The sequence below is a fragment of the Staphylococcus sp. HMSC14C01 genome, from assembly GCF_001808085.1.
In the GTDB taxonomy this organism is placed as follows: Bacteria; Bacillota; Bacilli; order Staphylococcales; family Staphylococcaceae; genus Staphylococcus; species Staphylococcus hominis.
This window is the reverse complement of record NZ_KV792037.1, coordinates 93,656-111,271: the sequence shown is the minus strand read 5'-3', so window position 1 is coordinate 111,271 and position 17,616 is coordinate 93,656. Positions and strand designations below refer to the sequence as shown.

The 17,616-nt window shown below is 31.4% G+C and carries 17 protein-coding genes and 2 pseudogenes; 11 read left to right on the top strand and 8 right to left on the bottom strand.

Annotation, left to right across the window (positions count from 1 at the left end; genetic code table 11):
• Positions 1–77: 77 nt before the first annotated feature.
• The 3 genes and pseudogenes from HMPREF3131_RS06435 to HMPREF3131_RS06425 form a co-directional block, all read left to right on the top strand.
• Positions 78–3,095, top strand: a complete 3,018-nt coding sequence (locus HMPREF3131_RS06435) for an NADH-dependent flavin oxidoreductase (RefSeq protein ID WP_049415096.1) — start codon at positions 78–80, stop codon at positions 3,093–3,095.
• Positions 3,096–3,119: 24 nt separating this feature from the next.
• A complete protein-coding gene (locus HMPREF3131_RS06430) occupies positions 3,120–4,496 on the top strand; it encodes an MFS transporter (RefSeq protein ID WP_070436581.1) in 1,377 nt (458 codons plus the stop codon).
• Between the two features lie 63 nt (positions 4,497–4,559).
• Positions 4,560–4,745, top strand: a pseudogene (locus HMPREF3131_RS06425) (SDR family oxidoreductase); the annotation flags it as partial.
• Between the two features lie 97 nt (positions 4,746–4,842).
• Here the strand turns inward: HMPREF3131_RS06425 and HMPREF3131_RS11030 are convergent.
• Both HMPREF3131_RS11030 and HMPREF3131_RS06420 read right to left on the bottom strand, forming a co-directional pair.
• Positions 4,843–5,073, bottom strand: a pseudogene (locus HMPREF3131_RS11030) (IS5/IS1182 family transposase); the annotation flags it as partial.
• A 56-nt stretch (positions 5,074–5,129) separates the two neighbouring features.
• Complete coding sequence (locus HMPREF3131_RS06420) at positions 5,130–5,627, bottom strand: GNAT family N-acetyltransferase (RefSeq protein ID WP_049379371.1); 498 nt, start codon at positions 5,625–5,627, stop codon at positions 5,130–5,132.
• A 374-nt stretch (positions 5,628–6,001) separates the two neighbouring features.
• On the opposite strand from HMPREF3131_RS06420, the gene HMPREF3131_RS11540 reads away from it, so the two are divergent.
• The 4 genes from HMPREF3131_RS11540 (at position 6,002) to HMPREF3131_RS06400 (ending at position 9,120) form a co-directional block, all read left to right on the top strand.
• Positions 6,002–6,211 carry a TetR/AcrR family transcriptional regulator gene (locus tag HMPREF3131_RS11540; RefSeq protein ID WP_256262197.1) on the top strand — a complete coding sequence of 70 codons (210 nt, stop codon included), beginning with the start codon at positions 6,002–6,004 and terminating at the stop codon, positions 6,209–6,211.
• An 824-nt stretch (positions 6,212–7,035) separates the two neighbouring features.
• Positions 7,036–7,818, top strand: a complete 783-nt coding sequence (locus HMPREF3131_RS06410) for a hypothetical protein (protein WP_070436566.1) — start codon at positions 7,036–7,038, stop codon at positions 7,816–7,818.
• A gap of 355 nt (positions 7,819–8,173) precedes the next feature.
• Positions 8,174–8,557, top strand: coding sequence for a hypothetical protein (locus HMPREF3131_RS06405; RefSeq protein WP_049379373.1), 384 nt, complete (start codon positions 8,174–8,176; stop codon positions 8,555–8,557).
• An 11-nt stretch (positions 8,558–8,568) separates the two neighbouring features.
• Positions 8,569–9,120, top strand: coding sequence for a hypothetical protein (locus HMPREF3131_RS06400; protein ID WP_070436565.1), 552 nt, complete (start codon positions 8,569–8,571; stop codon positions 9,118–9,120).
• A gap of 138 nt (positions 9,121–9,258) precedes the next feature.
• On the opposite strand, the gene arsC is transcribed toward HMPREF3131_RS06400, so the two are convergent.
• The 6 genes from arsC to arsD are packed head-to-tail and all read right to left on the bottom strand — an operon-like array spanning position 9,259 to position 14,995.
• Positions 9,259–9,654 carry an arsenate reductase (thioredoxin) gene (gene arsC, locus HMPREF3131_RS06395; RefSeq protein ID WP_019835552.1) on the bottom strand — a complete coding sequence of 132 codons (396 nt, stop codon included), beginning with the start codon at positions 9,652–9,654 and terminating at the stop codon, positions 9,259–9,261.
• A gap of 18 nt (positions 9,655–9,672) precedes the next feature.
• Positions 9,673–10,965, bottom strand: coding sequence for an arsenite efflux transporter membrane subunit ArsB (gene arsB, locus HMPREF3131_RS06390; RefSeq protein ID WP_070436564.1), 1,293 nt, complete (start codon positions 10,963–10,965; stop codon positions 9,673–9,675).
• A complete protein-coding gene (locus tag HMPREF3131_RS06385; protein ID WP_001830569.1) occupies positions 10,965–11,279 on the bottom strand; it encodes an ArsR/SmtB family transcription factor in 315 nt (104 codons plus the stop codon). Before HMPREF3131_RS06385 ends, arsB begins: the two co-directional genes overlap by 1 nt.
• On the bottom strand, positions 11,276–12,940 hold the full coding sequence (locus tag HMPREF3131_RS06380; RefSeq protein ID WP_002488499.1) for an FAD-dependent oxidoreductase: 1,665 nt from the start codon (positions 12,938–12,940) through the stop codon (positions 11,276–11,278). Before HMPREF3131_RS06380 ends, HMPREF3131_RS06385 begins: the two co-directional genes overlap by 4 nt.
• A complete protein-coding gene (gene arsA, locus HMPREF3131_RS06375; protein ID WP_176743906.1) occupies positions 12,940–14,661 on the bottom strand; it encodes an arsenical pump-driving ATPase in 1,722 nt (573 codons plus the stop codon). Before arsA ends, HMPREF3131_RS06380 begins: the two co-directional genes overlap by 1 nt.
• Entirely contained in the window at positions 14,648–14,995 is a 348-nt protein-coding gene (gene arsD / locus HMPREF3131_RS06370) for an arsenite efflux transporter metallochaperone ArsD (RefSeq protein WP_002449502.1), read from the bottom strand. Before arsD ends, arsA begins: the two co-directional genes overlap by 14 nt.
• Positions 14,996–15,276: 281 nt before the next feature.
• Here arsD and HMPREF3131_RS06365 point away from each other — a divergent pair, with 281 nt between their 5' ends.
• The 4 genes from HMPREF3131_RS06365 to HMPREF3131_RS11535 all read left to right on the top strand — a co-directional run bounded on the left by HMPREF3131_RS06365 (position 15,277) and on the right by HMPREF3131_RS11535 (position 16,951).
• On the top strand, positions 15,277–15,471 hold the full coding sequence (locus tag HMPREF3131_RS06365; RefSeq protein ID WP_002441924.1) for a hypothetical protein: 195 nt from the start codon (positions 15,277–15,279) through the stop codon (positions 15,469–15,471).
• A 45-nt stretch (positions 15,472–15,516) separates the two neighbouring features.
• Positions 15,517–15,837, top strand: coding sequence for an ArsR/SmtB family transcription factor (locus tag HMPREF3131_RS06360; RefSeq protein WP_002449352.1), 321 nt, complete (start codon positions 15,517–15,519; stop codon positions 15,835–15,837).
• Positions 15,838–15,924: 87 nt separating this feature from the next.
• The gene (locus tag HMPREF3131_RS06355; RefSeq protein ID WP_049335230.1) at positions 15,925–16,809 is read left to right on the top strand and encodes a permease; all 885 of its coding nucleotides are present in this window, start codon (positions 15,925–15,927) and stop codon (positions 16,807–16,809) included.
• A gap of 13 nt (positions 16,810–16,822) precedes the next feature.
• Positions 16,823–16,951, top strand: coding sequence for a hypothetical protein (locus HMPREF3131_RS11535; protein ID WP_002449516.1), 129 nt, complete (start codon positions 16,823–16,825; stop codon positions 16,949–16,951).
• Positions 16,952–17,616: the final 665 nt, after the last annotated feature.

The following is a 17,616-nucleotide window of genomic DNA, read 5'->3' as shown; positions in this document are numbered from 1 at the left end:
TAAAGAATACTCATAAAGAGTATTTTATTTTTAAGTATAAATGTGAAAAAAATCACAATGTATTAGGAGGAATTGCTATGAGTAAAGAATTATTTGATACTTTTAAATTTAAATGTGGTGCTGAATTAAAAAATAGAGTATTAATGGCGCCCATGACTATCCAAGCTGGATATTTTGATGGAAGTGTTACATCAGAAATGATTGATTATTATCAATTTAGGGCTGGTGATGCTTCAGCAATTATTGTTGAAAGTTGTTTTGTTGAAAACCATGGGAGAGGCTTCCCAGGAGCTATAGGTATTGATAATGATGACAAAATACCTGGACTTAAACGTCTAGCAGAAGCGATTCAATCTAAGGGGTCAAAAGCGATTTTACAACTTTATCATGCTGGAAGAATGGCGAATCCTAAGTTCAATGAAGGTGAACAACCCATATCTGCGAGTCCTATTGCAGCATTAAGACCTGATGCGGTACCACCAAGAGAAATGACACATGCTCAAATCAATCAGATGATAGAAGATTTCGGAGAAGCGACACGTCGTGCTATAGAAGCAGGATTTGATGGTGTTGAAATTCATGGTGCCAACACATACTTATTACAACAATTTTTCTCTCCGCATTCTAATCGAAGAGAAGATACATGGGGAGGCAGTCGTGAAAAACGCACGCGATTCCCAATCGAAGTACTAACAAAAGTTCAACATGTCGTTGCTGAAAATGAAGCCTCTCATTTTATAATAGGATATCGATTCTCACCTGAAGAAATTGAAGAGCCAGGCATACGTTTTGAAGATACCATGTTTTTACTAAATACTTTAGCAAAATATGAACCCGATTACTTCCATATATCAGCAAACAGTTACCAACGTACGTCCATAGTGAATCAAGAAGATACAGAACCTTTAATTAATAAATATCATAAAATGAAAAGTGCACAGTTGGCACAAATTCCATTAATTGGTGTTGGTAGTATTGCGCAACGAAAAGATGCAGAACATGCCCTTGAACTCGGTTATGATCTTTTAAGTGTTGGAAAAGCCTATTTAGTAGAACCTCAATGGATGGATAAAATTTCACAAAACGAAGAAGTTGAACAATTTGTCGATATACATGACCAAAAAGTACTTCACATACCATCTCCTCTGTGGAAAGTGATGGACTTCATGATTTTAGATAAAGAAGAAGAACATCGTAAATATGAAAGATTAAAAGCACTACAAAATAAAAAAGTGAAATTTAACAAAGGCACGTATCATGTTTATGCAAAAGGTCATAATGGCAATCTACCAATGAAAGTTCAATTGTCGGAAGATAAAATTGTAAGTATTGAAGTAGATGATAGTGGAGAGTCTGAAGGTATAGCGAACCCAGTTTTTGAACGTTTACCTCAAGATATCATCAATGGACAAACGTTAAATGTCGATGTCATATCAGGTGCGACAGTAACAAGTGAAGGCATCGTGCAGGGCATTGCAGATGCAATTGAACAAGCAGGCGAAGATCCAGATATTTTACGAGCACGTCCTAAACCAGTTGTTCAGTGGTCTGATGAGGTCGTTGAAGAGACGACTGACGTAGTCGTGATTGGTACAGGTGGTGCTGGTTTAAGTGCAGCAGCTACGGTTTTAGACGAAGGAAAAGAAGTCATCATGCTTGAGAAATTTGCGGCTATAGGTGGCAATACCATCCGAACAGGTGGTCAAGTCAATGCTGCTGAGCCTAAATGGCAAAGTGCATTCCCTGCACTCGCTGGTGAAAAAGACACATTGATACAGTTATTAAATCATGATGAAAAGGATATAGATGAGGCTTATCTTGAAGATTTCAATACTTTAAAGCGTCAAATTAAAGATTACCTTGAAAAAAGTAGCAATAAAGATGATTATCTTTTCGATTCTGTTGAATTACATCGCATTCAAACGTATCTAGGTGGAAGACGTAAAGATCGTAATAATGTCGAAATTTCAGGTGATTATGATTTAGTTAAAACACTCACAGATAATGTTTTGGAATCAGTATACTGGTTGAAAGATAAAGGGGTACATTTTGATCGTTCATTTGTAGATATGCCTGTTGGTGCACTATGGCGTCGTGGTCATAAACCAATGAAAGCACAAGGTTTAGAGTACATTGAAAATCTAGGAGATTACGTTAAACATCATCATGGTCGTATTTTTACAGAAACTACTGCAGAAAAATTAATTAAAGAAGGTAATCAAGTTGTTGGTATTGAAGCACGTAAAGCAAATGGTGCTAAAGTTAAGATTCACACTCGTCACGGCGTAGTGTTGGCCACAGGTGGTTTTGGAGCGAATACTAAAATGATACAACAATATAATACGTATTGGGATAACATTCCAGATGATATTAAAACAACAAATTCTCCTGCAATTACAGGTGATGGTATACGTTTAGGTGTGCAAGCAGGCGCTGACATTGTAGGTATGGGATTCTCTCAAATGATGCCGATTTCTGATCCTAAGACAGGTGCATTATTCACAGGATTAATCGTGACACCTTCAAACTTCGTCTTCATTAATAAGGAAGGACATCGTTTTGTTAACGAATTTGAAAGTAGAGATGTATTATCTAAGGCAGCATTAGAACAAAAAGACGGTATCTTCTATATTATTGCAGACGCAAATATTAAAGCGCTAGCTATGAATACGACTGAAGACAAAATCAATCAAGAATTAGAAGATGGCACTTTAATAAAGGCTAATACCTTAGAAGAGTTAGCTCAAAAATTAAACATAGATACAACTACTTTTGTGAATACGATTGAAAGATATAATACTTTCGTAGAACAAGGACATGATGAAGATTTTAATAAAAATGCATTTGATTTAAAAATCGAAAAAGCACCATTCTATGCGACACCACGAAAACCTGCAATACATCATACTATGGGTGGTTTAAAAATCAACACACATGCACAAGTCGTTGATGTAGAAGGTCATATCATTAAAGGATTGTATGCAGCTGGTGAAGTTGCTGGTGGTATACATGCAGGTAACCGTTTAGGTGGTAATGCACTGGCAGATATTTTCACTTTTGGTCGCATTGCCGGTCAAAGTGCTGTAATGAAATAAAGGAGAACAGGAGGGCGTTTAATGATGAGTGAACAGTTTAATAAAGGAAAACAACTCATTGTAGCGATTATTTTAGGGATTCTCACATATTGGTTATTTGCACAGTCTTTCTTGAATATCGCACCACATGTGCAACGTTTCTATGATGTAGATATGAGTATTGTTAACATTGCGGTCAGTCTTACATCACTCTTAACTGGTGTGTTTATAGTTGTAGCAGGAGGTTTATCTGATAAGATAGGTCGAGTTAAAATTACTTACGCAGGTTTGATACTTAGTATACTTGGGTCTATTGCATTGATTATATCTCATGCGCCACTTTTATTATTGGTAGGTCGTGTGTTACAAGGCTTATCTGCAGCATGCCTACTTCCGGCAACTATTGCGTTAATTAATTCATTCTTTCATGGTGAAGAAAGACAAAAGGCACTAAGTTATTGGTCATTTGGTTCATATGGTGGAACAGGATTAGCATCACTATTTGCTGGAATGATAGCCACTTTTATTGGGTGGCGTTGGATTTTCGTGTTGTCAATCATTTTCTCAATTCTTGCCTTAATATTGCTTAAAGGCATACCAGAATCTAAAGATGAATCTGCACATAATAAAAAATTTGATATTATCGGTATCATTATTTTTGTCATTATGATGTTAAGTATTAACATAGTAATAACGCAAGGTGGTAGAATTGGATGGTTAAATCCTATTATTGTAATATTAATTGCCATATTCATTGTGACATTAATAGCTTTCTATATATTTGAAAAACGTCAAAATGAACCTTTCATAGATTTTAGTTTATTTTCAAATAATATTTATATTGGCACAACATTAGCTAATTTAATGGTGAATATGGATATAGGCTCACTTGCATTATTTAATATCTATGTTCAAGATGATAAACATTTAACAGGCGCACAAGCGGGTTTAATTACAATTCCATATATGTTGTGTAGTTTGTTAATGATACGTGTAGGTGAACGTTTTATGCAAAATCGAGGGCCACAATTGCCACTTATGTTAGGTCCTTTATCAATTACAGTGGGTATTATACTTTTAGCCTTCACTTCGTTGCCTAACATGATTTACTATATTGTGGCGTGCATCGGATTTATCTTTATAGGTCTAGGATTAGGTTTCTTTGCGACACCAGCGCTATCTACAGCTGTATCTAATGTTCCGGCAGAAAAAGCTGGTACTGCATCAGGAATTATCAAAATGACTTCTACACTCGGTGCAGCATTCGGTATCGCTGTTATAACTACAATTTATACAGCATTGTCTGTCAATCATCCAGCACAATTTGCAGCTACAATCGCATTTATCGTGGGGGCAGGTTTAGTGTTTATCGCATTTATTGCCGCGTATTGTTTAATTCCTAGAAAGAATGTAGATGCTTAAATCGGGAGTTGGCGCAGTAAATATTATTGCTAGAATTTTGATCGTATGTTGAATGATGAATAAATGGTTAAACTTGATGATAGCCTCCAAATAGAATATGCGTTTGAAGCCTTTTCTTCAAAAATTAAACTTAGAAGATATCGAGAACCATCTGATGCTGCAAACTTAGTATCATTCCTAGCTTCTAATGATTCTGACTATATCACTGGTCAATTCATTTTAACTGATGGTGGATTAGTGTATAGATAAAAAGGGATACTTCGTCATGGTAATTAACGGATAAAAAAGCGTTTAAATATTTATATATAATGATTGTGTGCTTATACAAAATGTCAACTCAATGCATTCATGTGAGAGTGGGATGATGAGTCTGAGACATAAAGTCTCTGGATAAGTCAAAAAAGACAATTTCTATTGAAATAATATAGAAATTGTCTTTTTTATAATTTTTTGATTATTTTCAGATCAATTGAGCTGCTACTTTTCTCATATTGAGTGCCGTTCATACAAATCCAAATTCTCTTTTAACTTTATTTATTCCTCTTACGGACATTCGAGTGAAGCTCATTTCAATTTTAGTAGAAGTAATTTAGGTTTGAACCTACCTAAATGAATATATGAGTTATTTTTATGCTACAAAATATATTCAGATTTCAATAATGACATAAAATAGGCATCTTTATATTTACCTTTAGTATAGAATTGCTCTTTGAGTAATCCTTCTGTTTTAAATCCTTGTGACTCGTATATATGCACAGCTTTTTTGTTATCTGTATCAACATATAGATAAATTTTGTGCATGTTTAATATATCGAATGCATAATTTATCGCTTTTTCGAATGCGAATTTTGCATAACCTTTACCACTGAACTCAGGTTTAATAATTATTTGTATTTCACAATTACGATGGATGTAATTAATTTCTACTAATTCAACAATACCTACGACTTGATTTTCATCTTCAACAATAAAACGTCTTTCCGATTCATCTAATAAATGTTTATCAAATAAATATTGAAGTTCCGTTAAGGATTCATAAGGTTCTTCAAACCAATAAGCCATAATAGAATATTCATTATTTAATTCATGAATAAAAAGTAAATCACTATACTCTAATGCTCTTAGTTTCATAATTCCACTCCCAAGATTTTCTTATATATTTGCATTATAAATATAAATAACAAATAAGTCATCATTCACTGTGAACACTTTATTTTAACAATTCATCACATACTAATTCTCATTTTCTTGTTATTCTCGATTGATTACTCTTACTATGAAACCTATAAAATTCTCATATTTGATTGTATTAAGAATAAATACATCAATAGTAACAATAAAAAAATAAATAATAAAGCATCCCTCACCGTAAAATTGAAGGATGCTCTAGTTTTATTGTAAGTAGTATGATATTCATTTTGATAGATATTGGTTAATAATTGCCTGTAAATCATTGTTAAGTACCGTTGGAAATAAAACATTAAATAAGGAAAGGGATATTAAGTTTGACACGGGGACCAAAAAAAATTAGAAGTGATGCAAGACGAAATAAAAATATAATTATGTCATCAACAATTGAGTTATCACATAGCAATATAGATATTACAGAAATGAAGATGTCAGATATTGCTAAATATACTGGTGTAGGTGGGAGGACATTATATCGACATTTTGAGAGCAAGGCACGTCTATGCGAATCAGTTATGGACAAGTAGGTTGAAGCTATATTTCAAGAAATTGATACGTATTTAGAAAAACATAGAAATAATTCTCCTTATTAACGTGTTTTTGGCATTTTAAGCTATTTTTTGAATTTAAAAGAGACAAACTTTACAATTCTATCGTTTATTGAAAAGTCCTCAAACCCTGCTGGATCCTTAATCCATATTCCATTTTATCATTCACTAGCTGATTTGATTAAATTGCAATTTAAAAAAAGAATATTGAAAGTCTTGACTTTTAAGGTTGATATAATGCTCAATTGTTTTTCTTCAGACTTCTACTATTATTCAAAACATACATAGAAATTGTCTAGAATGGAATTTTTAGAACAAGTTTTAAACTTTATTTTTAAGTGAACATTGGATTCAAGAAATAGAAATATGAATTTTACAGATTTAGAAAAATATATTGAAATTGGTAAAAATGATAGAAATAGTTATTCTAAAAACAGGTCATGACGTGATATTTGTGAGAATGAAAGAAGAACACATGAAAAATAAATAATCTAACCAAAAATATAATTAACAGGTAGAGATAAATTTTATACAACTCAATAGAATTTGTCTTTTTTCACGTATTCAGAAACTTTACATTCCGGATTCCGCAATAACTAATAATTACGTTTCTGTCTTTCAATAAGATGATTAGTTAGTGATACAATAAGTTCATATAAAAAAGTATAAGAACCATTAAAATTCATATAAGTATAAAAAACCGCCTCATTAACCGATACGCAAAAGTACCTCACAAAAGCAATAAAAAAATAGATTGCATGATATATTATAAACTTACTTATTAAATAAAGGAGAAATGAATAATGACGATGTTTCGTGAAGCACTGATATGGATAGTGCTTCTCATATTTAACTTAATAAACACGTTTTTAGTACTTGTGGGAAAATCATCATTATTCAAGGTTCCACTTTGGAGTACATGGTTAGTTTGGGGAATAGTTACTATAATTATAATAGGTGTTTTGCTTTTTAGAAAACATTTACAAAAAAAGCATCCACGCATTAATAAACGTCTCAATAATAATAAAGATTTTGAAGCGGGAGAATTCTTTGTACAAATGCCTTTATATATCATTGAGAAACAAAGCAATGTGATATACGGTAACGAAACCATAACGTATAAACCCGTTTTTGTTAATATATTTCATAAATTATTGAGTCTCTTTGGTGTTCAAACAAAATATAGTCTATATATGACTTCTAGTGAGAACAATGTAAAAGTAATTCGTACAAATGTTGTGGCTAATAGACCTCAATATACGATGTATTTGAATAATGAAGAAGTAGGCACGCTTGAGATGAAACAGTTTTTCAAAAGTGGGGGAAAGCAACACATTCCTTATACGTTTAATTACAAATCTGAGGTATTTGATGTAAGTAGCCCATTTTTTAGTAATGAAACGAAAATCACATTTGAGAATGACGTAGTATTAACCGCAAAGCGTAGTTTTTTAGATATTTCAAAAAGTAAACGAACTAAAAAACGAGGAGAAAAACACGATATACACATTCACAGCACTAGCGTAGAGAAAGAAATATTACTAGCCATTTACTTACAATGCGTAATCAATAAGCAAACACGATAAATGAAGTATAGCGATAGTATAAGGCGACCCGTATATTAGCGAATAAAAATTTTAGTACAAATATACCCTATGATCATAACGGCTAAAAAAGATAGTGAGGGTAATAAAACAAACCATATTGACATAGCTATCTCTCCTTACTTACCATATTTTGTATTTAAAAGTTAAACTTATAAGTAAAAGTGATCGATGATTTTAAATATAGTTTAACAAAAATAATTAAAAATGAAATAACTCACAATTGATATATTAAAATGTATATAAAAGTGTTAAAGATAAAATAAGTTATATATCCCTCACTTGGAAATGAATGGACTAAGAATGTTACAATGCAAATGAGTAGAGGAGAGTGTTTATGAAAAAGATAATATTATTAGCTAGTCTACTGAGTTTGTCTTTTATCTTAGCAGCTTGTGGAACATCGGGAGAACAGAAAGAACCTTCTAAAGATAGTCAAAAGTCAGAGAAATATACATATGAGTATTATGAAGTGCTAAATAATGGTTCAGAAGATACACCCAATGTGGAAATAAAATATAAAGATAAAAATGGTAAATCACATTTACAAAAGACGGATTTAGAACACGTTTATGAACATATTTTAAATGATGGAAATAAAAAGCCTTATATAATTAAAGATGGCAAAAAGATTCATGTCTATCGTCCACCATATATGATTTATGGCGATGACGATATTGAAGGACAAGTTACTGCTAAAGATGAAGTGTCTAAAGAGTAAGAGGTGAGTGGGTGAAGTATAAAGTATTAAAAATGATAAGTATAATGATAATCTTTAATGTGACTTCGCTTTGTATATTGTCTACAAATTTAGAAGCTGTAACCTCAAGCACGAGTAGCTCAAGTTCGAGTAGTAGTTCGTCATCTTCTGCGGTTAGAAGTTCAACGTCTTCAAGTTCGTCAATGAGTCGTTCAAGTACAATGAATGCTTCACGAGTTGCAAAACAATCAAGTCAGCGTGCAGCTCAACAAGCACGATCAATGGTGTCTACAAGACATCGATATAGACCAGGAGCTTCATATACGTCACAATTTATAGCCACTTCATATTATAATAATTGGTTATATTTTTATTTTATTACATCCGGTATGTATAAAAATAAAACCAATCGTGTTGAATACCAAAAAAATATGTTGAAACAACAAATGAAAGCACATGAGAAATTATATACCATTACCGTTCAAACTAATAAAGGCAAACGTTTAGTTGTTGTCCCGAAAAAGCAATACGATAAAATTAAAACCGGTGAGAAAGTGAAAATTAAAAATAGTGTATTGCAATAACTCACATTGAGTCGTTCAACGTTCTTAATCGAAGGGAATTTTAGTAAAGTTAAAGTGTGTTCATCATTTTAAAACTCTGTAATCGTCTAAAATGGCATATTAAAAAAAGCGTCTCAATGATATTGAGACGCTTAAAATTTATCTAGCCTTAAATGAGTCAATGGCTGCTTTGATTTCATCTCTAACACGTTGGAATTCTGACCAAGGTTTGCCTGCTGGATCATCAAATCCCCAATGTTCCTTCTTTACATTAGGCGGCAATACAGGACAGTTTTGATCAGCATCGCTACATAGAGTTACTACTAAATCAGATTGGTTTAGTATAGTGTTGTCAATTAAATTAGAAGTATGGTTTGAGATATCAATTCCGACTTCTTTCATCGCTTCGATTGCTTTTGGATTGACACCGTGTGCCTCAATACCGCCAGAATATACTTGCCATTCATCACCTAAGATGTTCTTAGCCCAACCTTCAGCCATTTGGCTACGGCATGAATTACCTGTACATATAAAGTAAATTGTTTTTTTATCCATAAATAGTTTCCTCTTTTTTTAGAAAATAATAAGTGTTAGATATAACCCTAACAGTGTGATAAATAATACCGGAATCGTTATAATAATACCGATTTTAAAGTATTGTCCCCAAGAAATTTTAACACCTTTTTGAGTAAGCACATGTAACCAGAGAAGTGTTGCTAACGAACCAATTGGTGTTATTTTAGGTCCTAAATCAGATCCGATAACATTCGCATAAATCATGCCTTCCTTGAGTATGCTTGTTGTTTGAGATTGACCAATCGCTATTGCATCTATTAAAACAGTTGGCATGTTGTTCATAATGGATGAAAGGAATGCAGCTATAAAGCCCATGCCCATGATACTACTAAATAAGCCGTAATTTGAAATATTTGTTAGTACATCACTAAGAAGCGTTGTGATGCCCACATTTTTTAGACCAAATACCACAAGATACATACCAATAGAGAATAAAACAATATTCCATGGCGCACCTTTAATTACTTGTTTCGTATGCACAGCCTTAGACTTACTTGCTAATAATACAAATATTAAAGCAATGATACCAGCAATAATTGATACTGGAATATTTATAAACTCACTTATTAAATAACCAACTAGCAATACAGTGAGTACAATCCATGAGATATTAAAAAGCTTTTTGTCCTTAATCGCTTCTTTTGGTTCTCTAATATTTACTGCATCAAATTTTCTTGGGATAGACTTTCTAAAATAAAGCCATAAGACAAGAATACTTGCGATTAAAGAGAATATATTAGGTATAATCATTTTACTGAAGTACTCAACAAATCCAATATCAAAGTAATCAGCAGAAACAATATTAACTAAATTACTAACAATTAATGGAAGAGACGTAGTATCTGCGATAAAACCACTAGCAATAATAAATGGGAATATCGCTTTTTTATCAAATCCTAAACTACGTACCATTGCTAAAACAATAGGCGTCAGTATTAAAGCCGCACCATCATTTGCGAAGAAGGCTGCTACAACTGAACCTAAGAGCATGATAAAGATAAACATTTTCAAGCCATTACCCTTTGATGCTCTTACCATATGTATGGCAGACCATTCAAAGAATCCAATTTCATCTAATATGAGTGAAATAAGAATAACTGCAACAAAAGTTAAAGTCGCATTCCAAACAATTCCAGTAACTTCTAGTACGTCTGAAAAGCTTACAACGCCAGTGATTATAGCAACTACAGCACCAATTAATGCAGTAATACCAATATCTAGACCTTTAGGTTGCCATATAACAAAAATTAACGTTAATACAAATATTGTGATTGCTAATATCGTCATCATTAACACTCACCTTTCTCTACTGTTTCACATATACATGGGCCAGCACTGGAACTCAATAGAGTCAGTCGTGATGTAACGTCATCCAATACGTCATGATTCAATTTGTATAAAATTTTATTACCATCTTTTCTGGATGTAATTAAATTATTGTCTTTTAATACTTTCATATGATGACTTAATGTGGGTTGAGAAAAAGAAAAATGCTCTAATAAATCACAAGCGCATAATTCACCACAAGATAACAAGTCTAATATTTCAAGGCGGCTACTATCAGCAATCACTTTTAAGTATTGTGAAATTTTTTTATAATTCAATTTTTCTTCTTCCTTTCTACTTGAAACCTTTTATAACGTTGATAATTTTTATTACCACCTGACAAATTAAACACTTGTTTAAAACCTAAATTAATAAGTACGTTTTGTGCAGCATTCCCAGTAGTACCTTTATTACAATAAGTCACTATCTTTTGATTTTTATCTAATGTTTTTGCATAACTTCTCAATATTTTCAATGGGACGTTAATCGCTCCATCAACATGATTAACTTCAAATTGCTTTGGAGAACGTACATCTAAAATCAATAAGTCATTATTTTGTTTTATGACTTCTTCAGGCGTTATAATTTTGCGTCCTCGAGTAATATTGTGTCCAATCATCCCTGTATAAATAACAGGATCTTTAGTTGTAGAAAAAGGAGGCGCATATGCTAAATCTAAATGAAATAAATCTTCTGCATGGGCGCCAAACGTTATAGCAGTAGCTAGTACATCTATTCTCTTATCTACACCTTCATACCCAATAATTTGAGCACCCAGTAATTTAGAATTGTTTTTATCAAATATAGCTTTAATTACCATTTCTTGGCCTTGCATATATTCTGGACGATTCGGTTTCACATTGTGTAATACGTCAATATCAATATCTAAATCAATAGCTTCTTTTTCAGTTAAGCCTGTTTGGGCAATTGTCATATCAAATATACGAACAATGCCTGTTCCTAAAATGCCTTTATGTTCTAGATTTCCACCAGTTAATCGATCTCCTAAAATACGTCCCATTTTATTTGCTGTAGAACCTAGCGGTCTATATATAGGGTCACCAGTAATTAAATTATAACTTTCTGCTACATCACCAATTGCATATATGTGAGGAATATTTGTTTCAAAATACTTATTGGTTTGTATTGCTCCAGATTTTCCAATATTAATACCAATTTCTTTAGCTAATTTAGTATTTGGTGTGACACCAATCCCAATAATGATTAAATCTGTATCAATTAATTCGCCAGTTTTTAAGCTTACTCTATTTATTGTATGATTTTCATCATAATCAATACTATCTATTTCATTATAGGTATATACGTTAGCTTTATCTTCAATATATTCTTGAATCATAAAACTGATATCGTAGTCTAAATGAGGCATAAAAGTACTGCGTTGAATAATTGAAGTATTGTAGTTAGATAATTGTTCTAACATTTCTAGACCAATAAATCCACCACCAATGATTGTTATATTCTGAACATCATTGCTCTCAATATAATTATAAATTGCTTTCGCATCATTAATATTCTTAACTTTAAATACATTGTTATATTCTTCGCTATTTAATTGAGGAAGTTCCTTAGGCGATGAGCCTGTTGCTAATACTAATTCGTCATATTCTTGAATCATCTTTTCATCATTTACTAAATTGGTAACAGTTATTGTTTGATCAGTATCATTTATCTGATTCACTTCATATTTTGTATAAATATCTATATTAAAGCGCTCTTTAAACCATTTAGCATTTCTTGGCGTGAGTTCATCAATATCAGATACATTACCGCCTATATAGTAGGGGATACCACATACTGAATACGAAATATCATTATCTTTATCAAAAACGATAATTTCCACATCTTCACTATTTCTTCTTGCTTTAGCCGCGACACTTGTACCGGCAGCAACTGAACCGATGATTACAATTTTTTTCATTATGATACCCCCCCATAAGGTATGACAAAATAATTATCAAGACTTTCATTTTTAATCTTGTTTATCCAAAATGATTCATCTTCTTTTTTGTTACTAAAAAGGTCATCACGTTGATTTAGCGTAACTAACGATTGATTAACAACCCACCAATTATGGCCTATATTAGCTCTATTTAAATCTTCTACTAAACGTTTAGATTCTAAATAAGGTGTTTTTTCTGCTAGTGTTACGATTATCATCTGTGTTAAATTTTTATTTTGAATTTTAGGTAATAATGTTTCAACATTACTGGTAGTTTGAGTTGATTTTTTCTTTAATTCTCTATGATGATTTTCACTAGAATCAAGTAACAGCAAGGTATGGCCTGTAGGAGCTGTATCTACAATGACGTAATCCATGTCGTCTTGATTCTCCATAATGTCACTAAAGGCTTTGAAAAATGCTATTTCTTCTGTACAAGGTGATTTTAAATCTTCCATAATATAATCAATATCGTCTTGTGGTGTATCATCATTCACTGTGGCTAGTACTTCTTTTTTATACTTTTCTAATGCTTGTTCTTCATCAATATAAGCAGTATTTAAATTACTTGTAGTTTCAACATTAATTTCTTTAGTAGGGTCAGTAGTTGCTAAAAGAACACGATATCCTTTATTAGATAATGCTGTAGCTAATTGCGTTGCTACTGTCGTTTTACCAACGCCACCTTTTCCCATTGTAAATAAATATTGAACTTTACTATTTTCAATTTCATCGATTAATTTATTGAATTGCGGATGATCTTCAACAATAAAGTCATCATTTTCAATTAAGTTATCATCATTTAATAGATTAGTTAAATTTTCTATACCTTCTTCTTTCTGCTTTTTATATGGAACGTAATAAGCATGATTGTTATTTAACCATTCGGTAAAATGATTAATGTTTTTATCTTGTTCTGATTTCATCTGACTCGAAATTAAACCGTGACTTTCTTCTATATAGTTGTTAATGATTACTTTGAATTTAGAAATTGACAGTTGTTGTAATTCTTGTTGCGCTCTTTGAATTTCATATATAGAAGAGTGAGTAGGTCTCGCAACTAACATCATGGTCGTATCATCTTGGTTACGTAGTTTTTCAAGTGCTGAATTATATTTAACTCTATTTTCATTTAAACCTGATAATTGACCTAAGCAAGAAGCGTCATTACTCGTTGTATTTAAATAATCTGTCCATGCAGAAGGTAATTCAAGCATTCTCAAGGTGTGACCTGTAGGAGCTGTATCAAATATAATGAAATCAAATTCTTGTTCTAAAGTTTTATCGGATAAAAAATTTGTAAATTCATTAAATGCTGCTACTTCAACTGTACATGAACCACTTAACTGTTCTTTCATTTCAGAAAGCACATCTTCTGGTAGAATACCCTCATAAGGTTCTATAGATTGTGCTTTATAATCGTCTGCAGCAGCAATCGGGTCAAAATTGGCTATAGAGAGATTAGGTATAGGTTGATATTTAGTTAATTTATTAGATAATTCCATTTGAAATACATCTTGTAAATTACTAGCTGGATCAGTACTTACTAAAGCTACTTTCTTTCCATTCTCTGCTAAGTTTAAAGCAATAAAACTTGATATCGTTGTTTTGCCTACGCCACCTTTACCAGTAAAAAACAAATATTTTGTTAACTCAATGTTATCTAAATTCAATTTATTTAAGTATTTAACAGCATCCATCTCCACCACAGCATCCTCCATTTCTCATTTGATTAACTGTAATAATTTCATCGGCTTCTTCTTGGGTAATATAAGCGCCCGTTTTAGCTATACCGCCTTCTATAAAAGTGATGGGTAAAACTTCATCACCTTTTTCTTGAATTAAACGAATAACTTCTTGATTTTTAATGAATTCATTCGGATTATTATTCATATTATAACGTTGAACTTCTATTTGATTTTGTTTTAAATATTCATTGATTTGGTTCGCTTTTATTAGTGTTTCATCCGGTTCTGGACCACATACCCCAGTAGAACAGCACATAGCTTCTTCGTATATTTCAATATTTAACATTATACTCACCTCATTAATTAATTTACGATTATAGACTAACATCTATATAGATGGATGTCTATGTTTTTATTTGAGTTTTAAAAATTTTACTAAATTTAATTCTTAATAATACAATTTATAAAAAATTATTTTAGTATTTCTGTGAGCAATACCTAAGTTTATGTAAAATTATAGGTTTTCTTCTTGCGATAATATGGATATTGATTTATATTTAATACATCAAAAAAAATTGATGTATTAAATGATATAAAACTACGTTGACAATAAGGAGGCGTGCTTGATTGCGAGTAAACCATGCAAGTACTTTAACTGTTGGTTATTTTGTAAGTTATTTAAATCTTGTTATGCTATCAAGAGAAATCAATTTAAAAGAAGCTACAATATATATGGAAAAGGAGTTCTTTAAAGGGAACATTAATCAGTATGGCGAATCAACAAAAAATAACTATAAACAAGCAATTCAAGAATTGAAATAAAGATAATATAAACTCAATGAAATATTATAAAAAGGATGGTCTTTTATGGAAGTTATTAAAGCAAAGACTGATATGAGTGAAGATCAACAATTTGACTTTTATGAAAATATGTTTAATGCACTTGCCGATAAAATCAGATTAAAAATACTAAATCAAATTAGCCAAAGCTTCAATAAATCATTATGTGTATGTGATTTAGAAGAGTTATTAGATATAAAACAATCTAAACTTTCTTATCATTTAAAAAAATTAGTAGATGCAAATGTTCTTATTGCTGAAAAGCATGGCACATGGAATTATTATAAAATTAATGAGCAGCAAATACAGGTTGTTTTAAATGAAGATACTTGTTGTAAGATATTATGAGTATCTTTTTTAATGTAGTATTAATCAATTTTTTTTGATTAATACATCAAGAAATATTGATTAATTAAATTTGGAGGCATTATACTCATGTTAGATTCAATTATGGAATTTATAAAAACATTTGTGATGTTGTTTTTTGAACTATTCATACTATTTATCATCGTGAGCTTTATTGTAAGTATCATCCAGCAGATAGTTTCAGAAGAAAAAATAAAATACTTTTTAAGTAAACCTAATCAAGCTATTAATTATATTTTGGGAATGGCTTTTGGTGCGATGACACCATTTTGTTCTTGTTCTACAATTCCTATACTTGCAGGTTTATTAAATTCTAAAGTTCCATTTGGCCCTGCAATGAGTTTTTTAATTGCGTCACCTTTAATGAATCCATTAATGATATTTATGTTATGGGCCTTATTAGGTTGGAAAGTTGCTGTTGTTTATTTTATTGTACTAGCAATCTTTAGTGTCTTAACGGGTCTAGTATTTTCAAAAATGAATTTATCTAAAAGTTATAAAGGTGTAAATGTTAAAGGCGATGGGTTTTTCGCTAATAAACATGGATCTCGTTTTAAACAAGCATTAAATGATGCTTGGGCATTCTTATATCCAATGATTCCTTACTTATTTATCGGTGTATTTATTGGTGCTTTTATATATGGCTTTGTACCCGAAACATTTATTACTAAATATGCGAGTGGAGGCGGCATTATATCCGTATTTATTGCTTCTATTATAGGTATTCCTATGTATATTAGACCTGAAACCATGTTACCTATAGCTGAAGCATTAGCTTCAAAAGGAATGTCGCTTGGGACAGTTGTTGCTTTGATCATTGGTGGTGCTGGTGCAAGTATTCCAGAAGTTGTATTATTATCGAAACTATTCAAGAAAAAATTTGTAATCTCATTCGTTATCGCCATTTTAGTTGTAGCTATTTCTACAGGTTTGATGGTGAACATCGTTATTTAAAGGAGGTGAGATAATGGGAGTCAAAGACGTATTAAAAAAATTAAAACCTCAAGAACAATCTTGTTGTTCTGTAGAAATTGAAGAAAAAAAAGAGAAAAATGAAAAAGAGCAACAGGATAATAATTGTTGTTGTAACAATTAATTTAGAAGTCTGTAAAATATATGCTTCTAATAAATGAACGACAAATTTCAATGTAATAGTATGGAATTTGTCGTTCTTTCGTTTCAATTAAGGAAAATGATGTTGTTTATTTAGTATTTCTTTAAGACTTATAACAAAAAGACGTTAATTAAAAACCGCATCATTAACCGATACGCAGAATCATATTATAAATAAAACTAAAAATGAGGTTGTATATAACTCACTCTGAAATTGATTGAATATATAGTATCTTTAATAAAATGCAGCTATTGTGGCGTAGAATTTGAGAATCAAAAAATGATTAATTTAGTTTGAAAAGACTGAATATAAATACTAGAAAAATAGCCAGTAAATGAGTTTATTATGAATTCATTTACTGGCTTCATTAAATAATGATCTAGACAATTTGCTTTTCTAGACCTACTTTGAAATGCGTTATTTTCTTTAAGAATAGTAATATATGATTTGTGTTGATAATGCTAACCTTGGTCAGAGTGTATTGTCATGCGATAGTTCAGATGAGATTTTTTAATTAAAACCTTGTTTTAAACATCGATGACAAGGTCTAATGTAGGACGTGTAGACATCATTTTCAGAATGATATAAATAAATCCATAAATGGAGATAAATCGAAACTATTTATACCCTAGGGGGGTATATGTTAT